This is a genomic window from Nonomuraea sp. NPDC050783 (assembly GCF_040802095.1).
Taxonomy (GTDB): domain Bacteria; phylum Actinomycetota; class Actinomycetes; order Streptosporangiales; family Streptosporangiaceae; genus Nonomuraea.
In genome coordinates this window covers 474,728-492,707 of record NZ_JBFAHK010000002.1, presented here as the reverse complement: position 1 = coordinate 492,707, position 17,980 = coordinate 474,728, and the positions used below count along the sequence as shown (strand labels likewise).

The window sequence follows — 17,980 nt, the reverse complement described above, 5'->3', positions numbered from 1 at the left end:
CGGCGTCCGGTTCTGCTCAGGGGTGAGCGAGCAGGTGGCGGCGCAGGAAGGACAGCTCGGCGTCGGCGGCCTGGTCGTGCATCTCCATGAACGGTGCGTAGTGCCTGCCGGGCAGGCTGACCAGCTCCGCGTGGGGTGCTCTGCGCGCGGCGCGGACGGCGGGGCCGGGTGGGGCGGTCTGGTCCTGGTCGCAGGTGAGGACGAGCAGGGGGCACCGGACGCGGGGGGTGTCGCGCCCCGGGTGGTAGAACGCGAGGCGGAGGGCGGAGCGGGCGGCGGCCTGCCGGCGCCAGTCCGGGTGCTGGTCGTCCGGGTCGAGCGCGGCCGGGCCGTCTCCGGCGTCCGGTGTGGTCAGCATCGCCACGCTGCCCGGCTCGCCGGCGAGCGGCACCAGAAGGGGTGGGCGGCCGGCGAGCCCGCCGATGGCGTCGGCGATGCCTCTGCCGGTGAGGCGCAACATGGCGAGCGGCTTCTGGTGTGCCGTGACGCGACGGGTGGCGGCCGGGCCTCCGACGTTCGGGGTCTGGGCGATCACCGCGGCGAGTCGCGGGTTGCGCGCCGCGACGCGGATGACGTGGCCGCCCGAGGCGGAGAAGCCCCACAGCGCGAGCCTGGTGGCGTCGACTCCGGGCAGGGTCGCGGCGAACCCGATCGCGGCTTCCCAGTCGGCCAGCTGGTTCCTGACGGGGAGGACCAGGCGCGGCTGCCCGCCGCTCCGGCCGAGACCGCGGTAGTCGAAGGCGAGGACGCTGAAACCGGCGTCGTTGAAGCGCTTGGCGAACAGGTCGGTGGCCGGTTCCTTGGGCACCGCGAAACCGCCGGCCATGATCACGCAGGCGCCGTTGGTCCCCGGGTAGTGCCAGGCGGCGCACCGGGTGGCGCCGCTGGTGAAGTGAACCTGTCGGCGTTCCGCGGGAGCGCGCACGCCGGCGTCCGAAGGTCCTGGTTCCATGTTGTGAGTGAACCACGTGGTTCGCAAACTGTCCATGCCGTCCGTCACCCCGGGACGGACGGCTGATCGCCGGCCGCCTCCTCGCGTTCGAGGGCCCTGATCAACGCCTCGAAGCCGGCGGCGATTCCTGCCGCGTCCCCGCTGGTCCGCCACTCCACCAGGAAGCCGCGCAGCGCCGCGAGCACCAGCTCGGCGACCTCGTGCTTGCGCCGGTCGGACCAGTCCGCCGGGCAGAGCGACACCAGCGAGGGGAGGTAGAGCCGCGACGCCTCCCGGCCGAGCCAGCCGTAGCGCTCGGGGTCGTACATCGCCAGGCCGATGGCCTGGTCGAGCACCCACAGGCCTGGATCGTCCCCGCTGAGCATCGGCCACATGGCGCGCACCCGGGTGGCCAGCGTCGGGTGGCCGGGTCCCGCGGTCGCGGCCATCGCGTTGACGGTACGCCTCTCGCGCAGCTTCGATATGGCCTGTTTGAGCAGGTCGTCGACGCCGTCGAAGTGGTAGAGCAGCACCTTGTGCGTGGCGCCGGCCGCCCGGGCGGCGCGCCGCAGCGAGAAGTCCACGAGCCCGTTCGCCGCGAGGTCGTCGGTGACGCGGTCGAGCAACTCCCGCCGCCTGGCCTCGCCCCGTGGCGAGCCCGCCGATCGCCGATAGCCTGCCCGTTCTGGTGCGCCGTCATCGTTGGAGCTGTTCATACCGAAAGCTTCCACGGTCGCGGGTCCTCACGCGGCCGTTCCGCGAGCCGGATCGCGGGCATCGGGCGCGGATCGTCCCGCGGGACGGCTAGGAGAAGGCCGCCTCCGCCTTCGCGTAGGCCGCCTGGGCGATCTGCGGCAGCAGGGCGGCGGGGTCGGTGCGCGGGCGTGGCTCCTGGTTCGGGATGCGGATCTCCAGCAGGTAGCGGGAGGTCTGGATCACCTCCGCCCAGTGCCAGACGGGGGTCTTCCCGCTGCCGGTGACGCGGTAGGCCCAGGATCGCTCGCCCAGGGGCGGGACGGGCAGCGGCTGGATCTCGCCGGAGCCGAAGTCGGGGTCGGTCAGGTGGCGGCATCGTGCGGGCAGGCTCGGGTCACCCAGGCGGTTCAGCGTCGCGGCGGGGCCGGTGATGATCCCCTCGCTGAAGACCGCGCCCTCGGGGCGTCCCTGGGGCCGGGTCTCGGGGCCGGAGAGGTCACTGATCATGGTGACGGCCAGGTGCACGCCGGGGGTGTTGTGCTCGCGCAGCACCGTGAACCACATCCCGGTGGTCCACTTGTCGCACTCCTCCGGGCCCGTGAAGGGGCCGCTGATCTGGCGCCAGGGGATGAAGGCGGACCCTCGGTCGGCGACCGGCAGCGCGACGACGGCGGCCGGCACGTACGACGACTCCCGCACGTCCCGGAAGCCGGTGAGCAGGGCCGCGGCCGGTCGCGGGTCGCCCGGGCCCGAGCCTGGGTTGGGCGTGTCGTCCTTCTGGCCCGGTCTCACGATTCTCAGGTCCAGGTACCTCGACGCGGACGCACTGGGCGAGGCGGAGGTGGGGGTGGAGGCGGAGGCAGATACGGACGCGGAGGTGGGGGCGGACGCGGACGCGGACGGTCGTGTCGTGGTGCCGGGCGGGCGGGTTCCGCATCCGGACGTGCCCGCGCCCGACGCGGTGACGACCGCCATGAGGGCCGCCGCGTACCTCGTCGCTCCGCGACCCGTCGTCACCCGCTGCCTCCCGAGGGCATGTCGATGGCCGATCAAGGCCGGAGATCGATGATGAACCTTTCCCGCCGGGCGGGTGTCAGCCGGTGGCGCGGAGGGGATCGGCGGTGGGGGACGGCGGGGTGTACGGGGGGAGGGCGAAGCGGGTGCGGATGGCCTGCTGGACGGTGAGCTTGTCGGCGCGGGCGTCCACGGTCATGACGTACTCCTTGCGCCGGAACAGCTCGATCACCGGGTCGATCTTGTCGTGGTAATCGCGCAGCCGCCGGGCCAGCGCGTCGGGGGCGTCGTCCTCGCGGGTGACCAGGTCGCCGCCGCACACGTCGCAGCGGCCCTCGGCCTCCGGGCGGTGGGCGATGAGGTTGTAGTCCATGCCGCAGCGCGAGCACAGCCGGCGGGCCAGCACGCGGCGGCGTACTTCGTCGTCGGGCAGTTCGAGGTGGATGACGCCGTCGATGTCGTAGCTCTCCAGGAAGAACTCCGCCTGCCGGCGGTTGCGCGGGAAGCCGTCGATGACGAAGCCGTAGTTCCAGTCGTGCAGTTGCAGCCGGTCGCGGACGACGGACTCGACCAGGTCGTCCCCCACCAGCTCGCCCGCCGCGACCAGGCGGCGGACCTGGGCGCCGATCTTGGTGTGGTTCTTGACGTGCCAGCGGAAGATGTCGCCGACGCTGATGTGCACCAGATCGAGGTCACCGGCGAGCAGCTTGCTCTGGGTGCCTTTGCCGCTCCCCTGCACCCCCATGATCACGTATTTGCGCATACCTCAGCACTCTACGGCGGGCGCCGCCCGGCGATACGTAGATTTCCCGATGCCCGGCCGGGCCCCTGGCGCCTAGGGTCGGGACCACTGGACGCCCCTGCGAGAAGGTGGGTACATGCGCGCGCTGACCGTGGTCCTGTCGTCCCTCCTCGTGGTGACGTCCCTCTCCCAGCCCGCGGCGGCGAAACCGGCCCCGTCCGCGCCGGCCGACGTCGTCTTCCAGCGGGCCGACTTCACGGCGGGCACGGCGGAGGGGACGAGCGCCGGTGACGGGCTGGTGTTCGGCTCGGCGGCCGGCACGGTCGCCTACACCGACGCGCTCGGCACCAAGACCTGGGAGTACGCCCGCTGGACCGGCCCCGAGCAGGTCATCGGCTTCCCCGCCACCGAGCTGGTCGCCTCCTGGACCGCCGACCTGCCGCCCGGGAGCTGGCTGCAGGTCGAGGCCCGGGCCAGGAACACCGGAGGGCTGACCAAGTGGTACTCGCTGGGCCGCTGGGCCTACGCCGAGGGCGACATCCGGCGCACCTCGGTGCCGAGCCAGGGCGACGCCGACGCCACCGTGGCCGTGGACACGCTGGTCGCGGCCGAGGGCAGGCAGATCAGCGCCTACCAGCTCCGGCTGACGCTCTACCGGACGCCGGGCTCGGCGCTCGCGCCCCGGGTGCGCACGTCGGGCGCGATGGCCTCCAACGTGCCCCAGCGCAAGACCGTGCCGGTCAGCCCGGGCGGCGGCGCGTGGGGCGTCGAGCTGGACGTGCCGCGCCGCTCCCAGAACGTCCACGTCGGCCACTACCCCGAGTGGAACGGCGGCGGCGAGGCGTGGTGCAGCCCGACCTCCACCACGATGGTGCTGGGCTACTGGGGCAAGTGGCCGAGCGCCCAGGACACCGCCTGGGTGAGCCCGTCCGACCCGGACCCCGAGGTCGACTACGCCGCCCGCTACACCTACGACCACGCCTACCAGGGCACCGGCAACTGGCCGTTCAACACTGCCTACGCGGGCCGATACGGCATGGACGGGTTCATCACCCGGCTGCGCTCGCTGACCGAGCTGGAGCAGCTCATCAAGGCGGGCGTCCCGGTCATCACCTCGCAGTCGTTCAAGAAGAGCGAGCTGCCCGGCGCCGGGTACGGCACCGACGGCCACCTCATGGTGGTGGTCGGTTTCACCGCGACCGGCGACGTCGTCGCCAACGACCCGGCCTCGCCCAGCGACGCCGCCGTCCGGCACGTCTATCCGCGCGCCGCCTTCGAGAACGTCTGGCTGCGCAGCTCCAGCAGCGGCGGCATCGCCTACGTCATCCACCCGCCGGGCCACGCCCTGCCGGCCACGACGCCGGGCCTGCCCGCCAACTGGTGACGTGACCCCGATGGCGGGCAGGGGCGGCGGAGGCCGGTAGTCAGCTCAGGCGCAGCACTCCCCAGTGGCTGGTGTCGAGGTAGCTGCGGCCGGTGGCGTCGCTCCAGGTCGCTGCGGCGGTACGGGTGGCGCCCGTCGCGTCGTTGACCTGCACGTCGAAGCCCAGCAGCGTGCCGGGCCTCAGGGGCACGGTGGGCACCTTGATCGCGGCTTCGACGACGTAGCCGCCGGGCACGACCTTGGCCACGGCCGTCAGGTTGTCCTTCACGCCGGCGGCGTCGAAGGTGCCGCCGACCGTGAGCCGGCCGGAGAAGCTGACCCGGTACTGCCCGTCGTCGTCGGTGTAGCCCTTCGTCTTGCCGTTGCCGGGGTCCACGAAGATCTCGACGGAGTCCTGCTGCCAGGCGTCGGCGGACTCCTCGCTGAGGACGGGGTCGGTGACCTCGGCGAGCACGTACAGCGTGGACCCGTTCCAGAGCGACCTGACCGCGGCGCTCGCCCCGGAGGTGCCCTGGATCCTGGTGCCGGTGCGGACCTGCGGCGCGGCCCGCCAGGCGGCGTCCACCACGCCGTCGAGGACGGGCGCGCGGTGGGCGGCGGTGGTGAGCTTGACGGCGGGCGCGGCGGTGACCTTCCCGGTCCAGGAGATGGCGGTGCCGCCGTCCCGCACGGTGACGTCCACGTCGGTGCCCTTGGGGACCAGGGCCTCGACGCGGTAGCCGGCGGCGGTCGGGCGGACCGCGGCCCTGGGGCCGCCGGCGCGGGTGACGGTGCGGGTGACGCCGCCCACGGTGATCGTCACCCGGTCGGCGGCCGAGACGGTGGGGTCGGTGACCTCGGCGAGCACGTACGTGCCGGCGGCGCCGGTGCGGGCCTGGAGACCGGCCGACACCGCGCCCACGCGGGCGATCGGCGCGTCGGGCAGCAGGTCCCACTGCAGGTCGCGCTTGCCGTCGAGCACCACCTCCGCGGCCGGGGCCTCCAGGCGGCGCACCCGCGGCGACAGCTTCGACGGGTCGGCGACCGCCCAGTACGCGGGCTTGGCCTGAAGGTCGCGGTCGAACAGCAGGGGCGCGTCGAGCCGCGTGATCGGCCAGGTGTTGAGCCAGCTCACGTCGTCGGACTCGCCCCACACGGTGACCGAGTCGAGGCGCGCGGCCTGCCGGCGGAAGACATCGAACAGCTCCTTGTAGCGGTGGCCCTGCTCGGCCAGCAGCTCGGACGCGATGGTGTCGTAGGAGGAGACGAAGTCGGTGTAGACGCTGACGTCCAGCTCGGTGACCTGCTGCCGGACGCCGAGGGTGGCGAAGCGCTCGATGGTGTCCTCGACGTTGGAGGCGGGCGGCTGCTCGATGTTGAGGTGGAGCTGGTGGCCGACGCCGTCGATCGGCACGCCCTCGGCCTTGAGCTTCTTGACCAGCGCGTACAGGGCCTCGCGCTTGCGCGGGTACTCGGTGTTGTAGTCGTTGATGAACAGCTTGGCGTCCGGGTCGGCCTCGTGGGCGACGCGGAAGGCGGTGCGGATGAAGTCGAGGCCGGTGATCTCGTACCAGGGCGAGCGGCGCAGGCCGTCGGGCTGGTTCTCGTCCACGACCTCGTTGACCACGTCCCAGACGGCGATCTTGCCCTTGTAGCGGGTGACGAGCGTGCGGACGTGGTTCTCCAGGCGGGCCAGCAGCGTCGCCTTGTCGGCGTTCTCGAACACCCAGGCCGGGGTCTGGCTGTGCCAGGCGAGGGTGTGGCCGCGGATCGTCATGCCGTGCTCCACGCCGAAGCCCACGAGGGCGTCGGCGTCGGCGAAGGCGAACTCGCCCTCGCGCGGCTCGGTGGCGTCCCACTTCATCTCGTTGCCGGGGGTGATGCCGTTGAAGTGCCGGGCCAGCAGCTCGCCGTGGACGCCGAGGCTGTCGGGCAGGGTGAGCGCGGAGCCGAGGGTGAAGGGCACGCGGTCCTTCAGTGCGGGGATGTCGGTCTGGATCGGCTTGGGCGCGACGTAGGTCATCGCGAAATCGTCCAGGTAGAAGGGGAAGGTGCCGGTGTCGGACTCCAGGTAGAGGCTGAGGAAGTCGACGTCGCGGGAGAGCGTGTACGTGCCCGCGAGCCGCACCCACTCCCCCGCCGGCACGTCGGTCGGCGGCACCACGCGCTCGTAGCTGGGCGTGCCGGCGCTGCGCCGCTCGATCGAGAGCCCGAGGCGGCCGGAGGGGGTGTCGGGGCCGAGCCGCACCCATACCGACAGGTCGTACTTGTCGCCCTTGCCCATGCGGCCGAGGACGTTGAACGCCGGGCCGTCCCAGGAGGCCGAGCGGCCGGTGACGGCGAGACTGCGGGTGCCCTCGTGGGCGGCGTCGGTGGTGGCGGCCAGCACGGCGGAGGCGCGCGGCGACCAGTCCTGGGCGGTGCCGTCCTCGAAGCCGGTGGTGACCGGCTCGCGGGTGGGGTCGCCCTGCGGGGCGAGCACCACGTCGTCGAGGAGGTAGCGGCCGGTGGCGTCGCTGCTCTCGGCGTAGAGCTGGAGGTCGGTGGAGTCGGCGGTGAACAGGTACGTGCCGGCCAGCCGTACCCAGGCGCCGTCGGTGACGGTGGCGGCGGCCACCCGCTCGTACGTGGTCTCGCCGCCCGCCGGGGTGCGCTGCACGGTGAGCGCGATCGTCGCGTCCGGCTGCCCGGTGTCCAGCCGGGCGTAGGCGCTCACCCGGTAGGTGACGCCCTTGACGAACGGCGCGGCGAGCGTGGCGCCGTGCCAGGTGGCGGTGCGGCCGGTGGTGAGCAGGGAGCCGGTCCCGCCGTGCGCGGCCCCGGCGGTGACCGTGACGGAGACGCCGTCGCCGCGCGGGGCCCAGCCCTGCGTGGTGCCGTCCTCGAAGTCGTAGACGTGGTCGGCGGCGTGTGCCGGCAGCGCCGGCGCCAGGCATAACAACGCGGCGGCCAGCAGGGCGCGGAGAAGGGTGCGCACGGTGCTCCTGAAAGTTTCAGAAATCTCCCGATAATTGGCACGCGGACTGTAGAGCGGGGTGGCCAGCGGGTCAACACTGCTGCAACCGCTTGTTGCAGCAAACATGCAGTTTTACTGCATCCATTGACGTGACCGGAGGGTTACGCGAACGTTTCATGCAACCGATTGCCGCACCATCCCTTGTGAGGTTGCGCATGCGACTTCTGTTACTCGTCCCCCTGCTGCTGCTCCCCCTCGCCACGACCCCCGCCCAGGCCCAGCCCCAGGCCCAGCCCCAGGCCCGGGCCCAGGTACGCGGCACGATCGTCGTCGCGGCGGACGGCAGCGGCGACCACACCACCGTGCAGGCCGCGGTGGACGCCGTCCCCGCCGGCAACACCCGCCCGGTCACCATCCTGGTCCGCAGGGGCACCTACCGGCAGCAGGTCGTCATCCCGGCCGACAAGCCGTACATCTCGCTGGTCGGCGACACGCGCGACCCGCGCGAGGTGGTGCTGACGTTCGGCGTCTCCGCCGCCACGCCCAGGCCGGACGGCTCCGGCACCTACGGCACCTCGGGCAGCGCCTCGTACGTCATCAGCGCCCCCGACTTCACCGCCCGCAATCTCACCTTCGAGAACTCCTACGACGAGGCCGCCGGCGGCCCCAGCCAGGCCGTCGCCGTACGCACCACCGGCGACCGCCAGGTGTACGAGAACGTGCGCTTCCTCGGCAACCAGGACACCCTGTACGCCAACACGGCCTCCGCCACCACGACCGCCCGGCAGTACTTCCGCGACTGCTACGTCGAGGGCGACGTGGACTTCATCTTCGGCCGCGCCACCGCCGTCTTCGACAACTGCGTGATCAAGTCGCTGACCCGCGGCAGCGCCGACAACAACGGCTACGTCACCGCGGCCAGCACCGAGATCACCAACCCCTACGGCTTCCTGATCTACCGCAGCCACCTGGTCAGCGACGCCCCGGCGCGCAGCGTGCACCTGGGCCGGCCGTGGCCGGCGGGCGGCTCGGCCACCGCGCGCGGCCAGGTGCTGGTGCGCGAGTCGTGGCTGGGCCAGCACGTCAAGGACGCGCCCTGGACCGACATGTCCGGGCTGAGCTGGCGCGACGCCCGCCTGTCGGAGTACCGCAACGAGGGCCCCGGCGCGTCGGTCAACGACGAGCGTCCCCAGCTCACCCCCGGTCAGGCCGCCGCCCTCACCCCGCAGAGGTACCTGGCCGGCTCCGACGGCTGGAACCCGCTGCGCCGCACGCCGCCCCGCCCCGGCCGCGACGAGCCGGGCCGCCAGGTCCTGCCCGCGAACGACGGCTGGGCCGCGGCCACCACGGGCACCACCGGCGGCTCGGCCGCCCGCCCCGAGAACGTGCACGTGGTCACCACCCGCGCCCAGCTCAAGGCCGCGCTCGGCGACCCGGCCGACAACACGCCGCGGATCGTCTACGTCAAGGGCGCCGTCGACGCCGACACCGACGACTCCGGCAACCCGCTGACCTGCGACGACTACGCGGTGAACGGCTACAGCCTTGCCGCCTACCTGGCCGCGTACGACCCGGCCGTGTGGGGCAGGACCAGCGTCCCGTCAGGGCCGCTCGAAGAGGCCCGCAAGGCGTCGTACGCGAAGATGGCCGAGCACGTCACGGTCACGATCGGCTCCAACGTCACCCTGATCGGCCTGGGCCGCGACGCCGCGCTGAAGAGCTTCGGCCTGCGGATCAGCAACGCCGACAACGTGATCGTCCGCAACCTGACCATCACCGACACCGCCGACTGCTTCCCGCAGTGGGACCCGACCGACGGCGCGGAGGGCAACTGGAACGCCTCCTTCGACAACGTCGAGGTCTCCGGCTCCACCCACGTCTGGATCGACCACAACACGCTGAACGACGGCGCCAACCCCGACTCCGGCCAGCCGCTGTACTTCGGCCGGCCGTACCAGGTGCACGACGGGCTGCTGGACGTCGTGCGCGGCGCGAACTACGTGACCCTGTCCTGGAACCACCTCGGCAACCACGACAAGGTCATGCTGATCGGCAACACCGACAACCCGGCGCGCTACGCCGAGGAGGACAAGCTCAAGGTCACGCTGCACCACAACTACTTCGAGGGCCTCGGGCAGCGCACGCCCCGGGTGCGCTTCGGGCAGGTGCACGTCTACGACAACTACTTCACCGGCGGACCGGCCCACAACTACAGCATCGGGGTGGGCGTCGGCTCCAAGGTCTACGCCGAGTCCAACGCCTTCGACGGCATCCCGGCGGCGAAGGTGCTGACCGTGTTCGGCGGCACGGCGATCACCGCGAAGGACAACCTCGTGGACGGCCGCCCGGTGGACCTGGTGGCCGCCTACAACGAGGCCGGCGGGGCCTCGCTCGGCGCCGACGCCGGCTGGACGCCGGCGCTGGTGACCCGCGTCCACCCGGCCAGGGTGCTCAAGGCCCTGGTGCCGGCGGGCGCCGGAGCCGGGCGGCGCCTGTAGGCGCGGCGCGGGTCACAGCGGCGAGCCGCCGTTCGTCAGGTCCTCCCCCTCCGGCTCCAGCGCGTAGGCGATCCCGGCGTCGATGTCGCTGTCGTGGCCGGTGCGGAAGGCCACGTGGTAGGCGTTGTCGCCGAGCGTGTCGCGGGCCTGCCGCTCGCACTCGCGCCGGGCCTCCACCCAGGCGGGGACGTTGGCCTGCGCCTGGCCGTGGATGCTCCAGATGCGCTGCGCCAGCCCGAGCAGCCGGGCCGCCCGCTGGGCCCGGCCCGCCGCGCCGGCCGCCAGCGCCAGCAGGTCGACGGTCAGCCCGATGCCGAAGCTGTCGTGCAGCCGCCGCTTGACGCGCAGCGCCTCCTGGCCGTAGAGCACCGCCGGGCCGAGCCGCCCCCGGCTCAGCTCGGCCTGGCCGCGCAGCAGGTCGCCGTGGGAACGCATCGACTGCTCGCCGCGCTGGTCGCACAGCGCGCGCAGGTCGTCGAGGACGGAGATCGCCTCGTCCACCTGGCCGTCCACGGTGAGCGCGTGGGCCCGGCACAGCAGCGCCAGCAGCCCGGCGATGGTCGGCTCCGCGCCGTCCCAGCGGGTGGTGTACGCCTCCTGCGACTCGGCCATGGCCTGCACGAGGTCGCCGCGGATGACGCCGGCCGCCGACCGCAGCGCCCTGACGTAGCGCAGCGCCTCGGCCTCGCCCGTGCCGGCGGCGATGGCCGCGCACTGCACGGCCCTGGCCTCGGCGCCGGCGGCGTCGCCCTGGGTGGCGGCCAGCAGGCCGTCGGCCCACAGCGCCCGCAGCAGCGCCGGGCCCGGCGGGCAGGGCAGGGACAGCGCCTGGCCCAGGTAGTGGCGGCCCTCCTTGGCGTAGCCGCAGCCGTACCAGAAGAAGGCCAGCGTGCCGGCCAGCTCGACCGCGGCCGGGCCGTCGGCGGCCGACAGCGCGGCGTCCAGCGCGGCGCGCAGGTTGTCGTGCTCGCCGAGCATCCGGTCGTACCAGGACATCTGGCCCGGCCCGAGCCAGCCGGCCGCGCCGTGGACGGCCAGCTTCAGGTAGTGGTCGCGGTGGCGGCGCCGGAAGCGCTCCTCCTCGCCGAGGTCGCGCAGCCAGCCGGCGCCGTACTCGCGCAGCGTGTCGAGCATGCGGTAGCGCTCGCCCGCGCCGGTGGGCAGCCAGGTGAGGATCGACTCGTCGGCCAGCGCGTCGAGCAGCAGCCCGACCTCCTCCTCGGGCAGCCGCTCGTCGGTGCAGACCTCGCGGACGGCCTCGGCGCCGAAGTCGCCGGCGAACACCGACACGCGCGCCCACAGCAGCCGCTCGGCGGGCTCGCACAGCTCGTGGCTCCAGCCGATCGCCGTGCGCAGCGCCCGGTGCCAGGGCGGGTCGGCCGGGCCGCCCTGCAGGGTGGCGAAGCGGTCGTCGAGCCGGTCGGCCAGGTGCTCGACCGGGTGGTCGCGCAGCCGGGCGGCGGCCAGCTCGATGGCCAGCGGCAGGCCCTCCAGGCGGCGGCACAGGCGCACGACGGCGGCCTCGTTGTGCTCGTTCACCTCGAAGCCGGGCAGGGCCTCGGCGGCGCGCTCGGCCAGCAGGGCGACCGCGTCCTGGGCGCCGACGCCGGTGGCGCCCTCGGCGGGCACGGGCAGCGGCTCGACGAGGTGCACCAGCTCGCCCGGCACCTCCAGCGGGCGGCGGCTGGTGGCCAGCAGGCGCAGGCCGGGCACGGCCTCCAGCAGCACCCGCGCGGTCGCGGCGCAGGCGGCCACGAGGTGCTCGCAGGTGTCGAGGACGATCAGGACCTCGCGGTCGTACAGGTGCTCGGCCAGGACCTCGGCCATCGGCCGGGTGGTCTGGTCGGTGAGCCGCAGCGCCTCGGCGATGGCGTGCGGCAGCAGCGTGCCGTCGTCCAGCGGCGACAGCTCGACCAGCCAGGCGCCGCCGCCGAAGCCCGGCCGCAGGTCGGTCGCGGCGCGCAGCGCGAGCCGGGACTTGCCGACGCCGCCCACGCCGGTGAGGGTCACCAGCCGCGAGCGGCGGCACGCCCGGCGGATCTGGTCGAGCTCGACGCGACGGCCGACCAGGCTGGTCAGCTCGGGTGGAAGGTTTCCCGCCTGCCACTTACCTGCCATCGTGATCGCCACCCATCAGATGAAGTTGTGACAGCAGCTTGCCCGACTTCCCGGGGGTCCGTCACTACTAGTGAGAAAGTAGTTACTCTTCCACCCCAGGCGAGGACGGGCAAGCGAGGGCCGGCCCCGGGCGGGGCCGGCCGGTGGGACGGGGTGGCGTCAGGGGGCGTAGGTCTTGACCTCCAGGAGGCCGACGCTGCTGGTGCCGTTGCCGGTGAGCAGCACCCTCAGTTTCGTGGTGCTGGTCGCGGTGAAGGTGACGGAGTTGTAGCCGTTCTTGGTGAGCGTGTACGCCGAGGCGCCGGGCACGTCCGTGTACGCGCTGCCGTTCCAGTACTGGAGCTTCCACGACGCCGGCATGTCGATGCCCTGCTCGTCGTCGAAGAAGTACACCTCGGCCCGGCCGAGCGTGCGGGCCGAGGGCCAGGTCAGCTCCACCCACTGCTGCCCGGTCTCCGGCCAGCAACCCCAGCGGGGGTTGGCGGTGTCGTTGGACGCGGGCGGGTCGATGCCGTCGTTGACGGCCGCCACGCTCTCCCAGGACGAGGTGTACGAGGCGGTCGGCGTGGCCGAGGTCGCGAGGTTGCCGGACGGCTGGGCCCCGCCCCGGTTGTGGACCTTGATCTCGGTGAGCCCGGTCCTGGCCCCGGAGGCGGCCGTGGCCAGCACCCGGATGCGCTGGGCGGTGACCGCCGGGAACTGGACGAGGTTGTAGTTGGCGCGCGGCGCGGACGGGGTCTTGGCCTGGCTCGGCACGCTGACCCAGGAGCTGCCGTTGTGGTACTGGATGTCGTAGGAGGCCGGTGCCCGGTAGGTGGTGGCGGCCGGGCGGCTGTCCTTGAAGTAGAGCCGCACCTCGTCGATCGTGCGGGCGGTGCCGAAGTTCAGCTCGTACCAGTCCTGGCCGGCGGTGGTGCCGCCCCAGAACGGCTCGTTGATGGGGAAGCCGTCCACGGCGCCGGCGGTGGAGCTGCCGGAGGCGGTGGTGGAGGCCGTGGCGGTGGCGCCGGCGGCCAGGTTGGCGAGGTCGGCGGTCAGGTCCACGCCGGCCTTGGCGAGCAGGTCCACCATGCGGGCGCTGCTCTGGACGACCTGGGCGGGCGCCTGGAGGCCGGGGACGGCGACGTGGTGGGTGACCGTGCCGCTGGTGGTGACCGCGCCGGTGGCGGGGTCCCAGGTGAAGGGCACCAGCGACGACACGGTGGCGGCGCGGCTGCCGTTGATGAAGATCGAGTAGCCCTCGGGCACGCCGGGGTAGCGGACCACGCCGTCGGCCGGGTCGTCCCAGACGATGGTCAGGTCCGCGTTGCGGTAACGCAGGTTGTTGACGGTGAAGTGGCTCCAGCCGATGTCGATCGGCGACAGCTCGACCTTGGCGTCGTTGCGCGGGCGCAGGCCGGCGACGTCCTCGATCACGGTCCAGTTGCTGCTGCCCAGGATGTTGTGGTGGATCCAGGAGCGGTAGGTGATGGACGAGCCGTTCCAGTCGGCCCAGAACTCGTTGGCGTCCGGCCACTGGGTGTTGCCGCCCACGTACTGCGCCCAGGCGTTCCAGTAGAGCAGCTTCTTGTACCAGGTCGGGTCGATCCACTCGTTGGGGTAGGTGCGCAGCACCGAGGAGAGCAGGCGGAACTGCACGGTGGAGTTGATGGTGGAGAAGTTGTTGCTGCCGGTGCCGGAGGCGGCCTTGTCGGCCTGGTTGGCGGTGTAGAAGGGGAAGATCGGGTACTGCGCGGGGTCGTCGAACAGGCGCAGCGCCTGCTTGTACGTGGCCGTGTCCGGGATCGCGCCGACCGCGAACGGGTAGTAGTTGTTGATCTCCTTCCACGGCACCCACTCGTTGGTGGACTTCAGGCGGTGCTCGAAGAGCTGCCTGCCGGGGTTCCAGAGCACGTTGACGATGGCGTTCTGGATCTGGGTGGCCAGGGTGCGCATCTCGGTGGCCTTGGCCGTGTTGCCGACGGCCTCGTACGCCTGGGCGGCGGCCAGGGCGCCGCTGTACTGGTAGGCGGCCTCGGCGCGGTCCATGCGGCCGGGCTTCCAGTGGAAGGAGACGGCGTCGGCGTCGTTGCCGGTCAGGGCGCCCCAGTCGTACTCGATGAGCTTGTTGTTGTCGGTGTCGTAGAAGGAGAGCTGGCCCTTGACGTCCTGCTCGGCGTAGCGGGCGAGGTTGGCGGCGATGGCGGGCTGCCCGCCGTGGATCTGGTAGCTCTTCCAGGCGGCCTCGGCGATGTACTGGGTGTAGCTGTTGGACCAGTTCTCCGGGTCGCCGGGGTTGTCGAGGAAGCGGCCGTTCTTGGAGATCTGGCCGACGCTGAGCCAGTCGCCGTAGGCGTAGATCGGGTTGCGCAGATACTTGAGGTCGTCGATGTGCATGGGCTGGGTCAGCGCGATGGCGTTGTTGTAGCCGAGCACGCCCTCCATCGACGTCGGGAACTGGAAGGTCTGGCCGGGGATGTCCGCGTCGAGGTGGTTGTAGCGCATCAGCCACCAGCGGTAGTAGATGTTCTTCTTGATGCCGGGCTCGGGCACGTCGATGTAGGGGACGTTCTCGGCCCACCAGCGGTTGTAGGCGCGCACGTGGGTGGCGAAGGCCGTGGCCGGCGAGTAGCCGGCGTAGGCGTCGTACTCGGTACGGGAGGCCGGGATCTCGCTGGTGACGAAGCCCATGACGACCTTGACGGTCACGGTGGCGCCGGCGGCGACGGTGACCGAGCGGTTGAGGCCGCCGCCGGAGGCGGTGAAACCGTCGCCGGTGAGCCGCGGGTAGATCGTGGTGAGGTTGTTGTAGGCGCTGACCTGGCCGGTCAGCTCGCTGCCGCTGCCGCTGGTCGCGTACGGGGAGGTGGCCCTGAGCTGGAGCGTCGTCGCGGCGGAGCCGCCGTTGGTGATGGCCAGGTCGGCCACGGCGACGTTGTTGTCGGTGATGAACTTGGTCTGGTCGATCGTCACCGAGCCGCTGGTGTGCCGGCTCCTCCAGTGGCTGGGCGCCTGCCGGCGGGAGCCGACCTGCTCGGTGAAGGTGCCAGGGGTGACGGCGACGGTGAAGGCGTTGTTGTCGCTGATGCTCTCCCAGTAGGCGACCTGCCCGGCGAAGCCGAGCGTGCCGGGCGTGTGGGTCTTCATGAACAACGCCCGGCCGCGGGTCATCAGCCAGGTGCCGGCGGGGTCGTTGCCGGGGCGGGCCAGCAGCCGGTCCATCCAGAAGTCGGTGCCGGAGCTCTCGGCGTCGTAGATGGCCCGCATCATGTCGCCGGTCGTGTACGAGCCGGGCGGCGACGGGACGGCCGGGCCGCTGAAGGACGGGTAGCCGATGGTCTGGTCGGCGTGCGCCGGGGCGCCCGCCACGAGCAGGGCCGCGACCAGCAGCAGGGCGGTCAGGACACGTTTCACGAGAAGGCCCTCCATTCGAGCACGCCGGTGGAGTAGCCGGTCCGCGAGGTGACGCTCAGGCGGAGCCGGGTGGTGCTGAGCGAGGGGAAGGTGGTGGTGTTGAAGCCGTTGGCGGCCGTGCCGCAGCCGGACTGGCCGGGGATGTCGGCGTAGGCGCTGCCGGTCCAGTACTGGACCCGGCAGGAGGCGGGCAGGTCGATGCCCTGGTCGTCGTCGAACCAGTAGACCTCGGAGCGGGAGACGGTCTGGGCGGCCGGCCAGCGGTACTCGATCCACTCGGTGCCCTGGTGGTCCCAGTTGCCGTAGGCGCCGTGGCTGTGGTCGGCCGAGCCGGTCGGGGTGTAGCCGTCGTTGATCGCGGCCAGGGTCTCCCAGGGCGAGACGTAGGAGGTGGACGGGGTGGCGCTCGCCGCCAGGTTGCCCGGCGTGGTGGGGCCGCCCCCGGTCTGGACGACCTTCCGCATGGTGCCGTCGGCGTTGAAGAAGAGCTTGTCGATCGTCACCGAGCGGCGGAAGTCGCCGCCGCCGGGGCTGGAGGCGTTGTGGTAGACCATGTACCACTGGCCCTTGAACTCGATGATCGCCGGGTGGTTGGTGGTCGAGGTGACCTGGTCCAGCACGACGCCGCGGTGGGTCCACGGGCCGAGCGGGTTGCTCGCCGTGGCGTAGCGGACGCAGGCGTGGCCGGGCGCGGAGCAGGCCGAGTCGTTGGCGGCGTAGGCGAGGTAGTAGACGCCGTCGCGCTTGAACATCCAGGGGGCCTCCCAGAAGTTCGTCACGCCGCTCGGGGTGATGACCGGGCCGCTGGTCGAGGTCATGTCGGGATTGAGGCGGACGGCGCGCAGGCCGTAGTAGGAGCCCCAGTACATGTAGACCTGGCCGTCGTCGTCGGTGAAGACGGTCGGGTCGATGTTGAGCGGCGCGGAGTTCGGCGTGCTGTCGCTGATCAGCGGGCCGCCCTTGGCGTCGCGGAAGGGGCCGAGCGGGGTGTCGCCGACGGCGACGCCGATGTCCATCCAGCCGGCGCCGTTGCCGTTGACGGGGACGTACCAGTAGTACTTGCCGTTCGCGCCCCGCTCGACCTCGCCGGCCCAGGCGTCGGCGCCCGCCCAGGAGAAGGTGGAGATCGACAGCTTGGCGCCCTGGTCGGTGAAGGTGGCGGCGTCGGTGGAGGTGAAGACGTGCCAGTCGCGCATGACGAAGTTGGTGCCGCCGGGCGGGGCCTCGTCGTGGCCGGTGTACAGGTACAGGGTGTCGCCGGCGACCAGCGCGGCCGGGTCGGCCGTGTAGATCGCGGTGGTGATCGGCGCGCCCGCGAGCGCCGGGCGGGCGGTGGTGAGGAGGAGCAGGAGTGCCGCGGCGAGGGCCGCCGCCCATCGTCGTCTCATGAGGGGTGTGCTCCTTGCTGTGTTAGCGCTAACATCACGCGTAACCTTAACTAAAAGGTTTTCGGGAACGTAGAACGCGCGGCCGAGGGCTGTCAATGCGGCTCTGCAACCATATGCACAGCGGGTGAGCTGGCTTTTGATGAGGAGGGCGGGCGCTGATCAGCCAACGGATGGATGGTCACAATTACGTCTCACCGAAAAGGATTTCGTAGATTCATCGTCTTCTCATCCCGCTCACGGGAGTTGCCCAGAACTCCCCCATAACCTCACAATCCGGACGACACGGACTCCGGAGAGGAAGCAGACGTGGGACATGACCACGAAGGCGAGCGGGTCAGCAGGCGGCGGCTCATCGCGGGCGTGAGCTCCATCGGGCTCGGCGGCCTGCTGGCCGCGTGCGGCGCCACGGGAGACGGCCCCCGTGCCGTCACGACCTCGACCGGCGCGACGGTGACGCCCCAGGCGACCAGCGCCACGCCCGCCGACGCGGCCTCGCTGTTCGCCGGGGCCAACACCTGTGCCCTGACCCCCACCGACGACAAGCGCTATCTGCGCGGCGCCCAGGTCGCCAACGCCGACGGCGTCGTCCGGTTCACCACCATCTGGCCGGGCTGGTACCGGGGGCGGACCATCCACATCCACGTCATGGTGCACGTCAGCGACCAGCGCGTGCTGACCACCCAGCTGATGTTCGACGAGAAGCTGAACAGCGCGGTCATGGCCAGGGCCCCGTACGCGAAGCACACCGGGCGCGACACGTTCAACGACGGCGACTCCATCTACCGGGATTCGATGCTCATGAAGGTCACCGAGGAGGACGACGGCTACCTGGGCGCCATCGTCCTGTCCGCCGACTCCGACAGGGACGGGGCCTGAGACCG

General features: G+C 72.0%; 11 protein-coding genes. 3 read left to right on the top strand and 8 right to left on the bottom strand.

All coding sequences use genetic code 11. The annotated features are described in order from the left end of the window. Positions 1-16: 16 nt before the first annotated feature. The 4 genes from AB0H75_RS07130 to AB0H75_RS07115 form a co-directional block, all read right to left on the bottom strand. A complete protein-coding gene (locus tag AB0H75_RS07130) occupies positions 17-952 on the bottom strand; it encodes an alpha/beta hydrolase (RefSeq protein ID WP_367791732.1) in 936 nt (311 codons plus the stop codon). A 44-nt stretch (positions 953-996) separates the two neighbouring features. Beyond that, positions 997-1,557 (bottom strand): hypothetical protein, encoded by a 561-nt coding sequence (locus tag AB0H75_RS07125; RefSeq protein WP_367791729.1) that lies wholly within the window; start codon positions 1,555-1,557, stop codon positions 997-999. Between the two features lie 178 nt (positions 1,558-1,735). Beyond that, positions 1,736-2,419, bottom strand: a complete 684-nt coding sequence (locus AB0H75_RS07120) for a hypothetical protein (protein ID WP_367791726.1) — start codon at positions 2,417-2,419, stop codon at positions 1,736-1,738. A gap of 301 nt (positions 2,420-2,720) precedes the next feature. After that, positions 2,721-3,404 carry an adenylate kinase family protein gene (locus AB0H75_RS07115; RefSeq protein WP_367791723.1) on the bottom strand — a complete coding sequence of 228 codons (684 nt, stop codon included), beginning with the start codon at positions 3,402-3,404 and terminating at the stop codon, positions 2,721-2,723. A 115-nt stretch (positions 3,405-3,519) separates the two neighbouring features. Here AB0H75_RS07115 and AB0H75_RS07110 point away from each other — a divergent pair, with 115 nt between their 5' ends. Beyond that, positions 3,520-4,767, top strand: coding sequence for a C39 family peptidase (locus AB0H75_RS07110; protein WP_367791720.1), 1,248 nt, complete (start codon positions 3,520-3,522; stop codon positions 4,765-4,767). A 40-nt stretch (positions 4,768-4,807) separates the two neighbouring features. Here AB0H75_RS07110 and AB0H75_RS07105 read toward each other — a convergent pair whose 3' ends face one another. Further along, positions 4,808-7,723, bottom strand: coding sequence for an endo-1,4-beta-xylanase (locus tag AB0H75_RS07105; protein WP_367791717.1), 2,916 nt, complete (start codon positions 7,721-7,723; stop codon positions 4,808-4,810). A gap of 194 nt (positions 7,724-7,917) precedes the next feature. Between AB0H75_RS07105 and AB0H75_RS07100 the strand changes: the two genes are divergently transcribed. Beyond that, positions 7,918-10,200 (top strand): pectinesterase family protein, encoded by a 2,283-nt coding sequence (locus tag AB0H75_RS07100; RefSeq protein ID WP_367791714.1) that lies wholly within the window; start codon positions 7,918-7,920, stop codon positions 10,198-10,200. A gap of 12 nt (positions 10,201-10,212) precedes the next feature. Here the strand turns inward: AB0H75_RS07100 and AB0H75_RS07095 are convergent, their stop codons facing one another. The 3 genes from AB0H75_RS07095 to AB0H75_RS07085 all read right to left on the bottom strand — a co-directional run bounded on the left by AB0H75_RS07095 (position 10,213) and on the right by AB0H75_RS07085 (position 17,099). Beyond that, a complete protein-coding gene (locus AB0H75_RS07095) occupies positions 10,213-12,330 on the bottom strand; it encodes an ATPase (protein WP_367791711.1) in 2,118 nt (705 codons plus the stop codon). A 147-nt stretch (positions 12,331-12,477) separates the two neighbouring features. Continuing rightward, on the bottom strand, positions 12,478-15,711 hold the full coding sequence (locus AB0H75_RS07090; protein WP_367791707.1) for a discoidin domain-containing protein: 3,234 nt from the start codon (positions 15,709-15,711) through the stop codon (positions 12,478-12,480). Next, the gene (locus AB0H75_RS07085) at positions 15,708-17,099 is read right to left on the bottom strand and encodes a glycoside hydrolase family 43 protein (RefSeq protein ID WP_367791704.1); all 1,392 of its coding nucleotides are present in this window, start codon (positions 17,097-17,099) and stop codon (positions 15,708-15,710) included. The genes AB0H75_RS07090 and AB0H75_RS07085 overlap by 4 nt, the downstream gene beginning before the upstream one ends. A 306-nt stretch (positions 17,100-17,405) precedes the next feature. Here AB0H75_RS07085 and AB0H75_RS07080 point away from each other — a divergent pair, with 306 nt between their 5' ends. Beyond that, positions 17,406-17,975 (top strand): hypothetical protein, encoded by a 570-nt coding sequence (locus tag AB0H75_RS07080; protein ID WP_367791701.1) that lies wholly within the window; start codon positions 17,406-17,408, stop codon positions 17,973-17,975. Positions 17,976-17,980 lie beyond the last annotated feature (5 nt).

Coding starts and splice junctions, on each gene's coding strand:
- AB0H75_RS07130 (WP_367791732.1), bottom strand. CDS start 952: ATGGAACCAGGACCTTCGGACGCCGGCGTGCGCGCTCCCGCGGAACGC.
- AB0H75_RS07115 (WP_367791723.1), bottom strand. CDS start 3,404: ATGCGCAAATACGTGATCATGGGGGTGCAGGGGAGCGGCAAAGGCACC.
- AB0H75_RS07110 (WP_367791720.1), top strand. CDS start 3,520: ATGCGCGCGCTGACCGTGGTCCTGTCGTCCCTCCTCGTGGTGACGTCC.
- AB0H75_RS07100 (WP_367791714.1), top strand. CDS start 7,918: ATGCGACTTCTGTTACTCGTCCCCCTGCTGCTGCTCCCCCTCGCCACG.
- AB0H75_RS07085 (WP_367791704.1), bottom strand. CDS start 17,099: ATGAGACGACGATGGGCGGCGGCCCTCGCCGCGGCACTCCTGCTCCTC.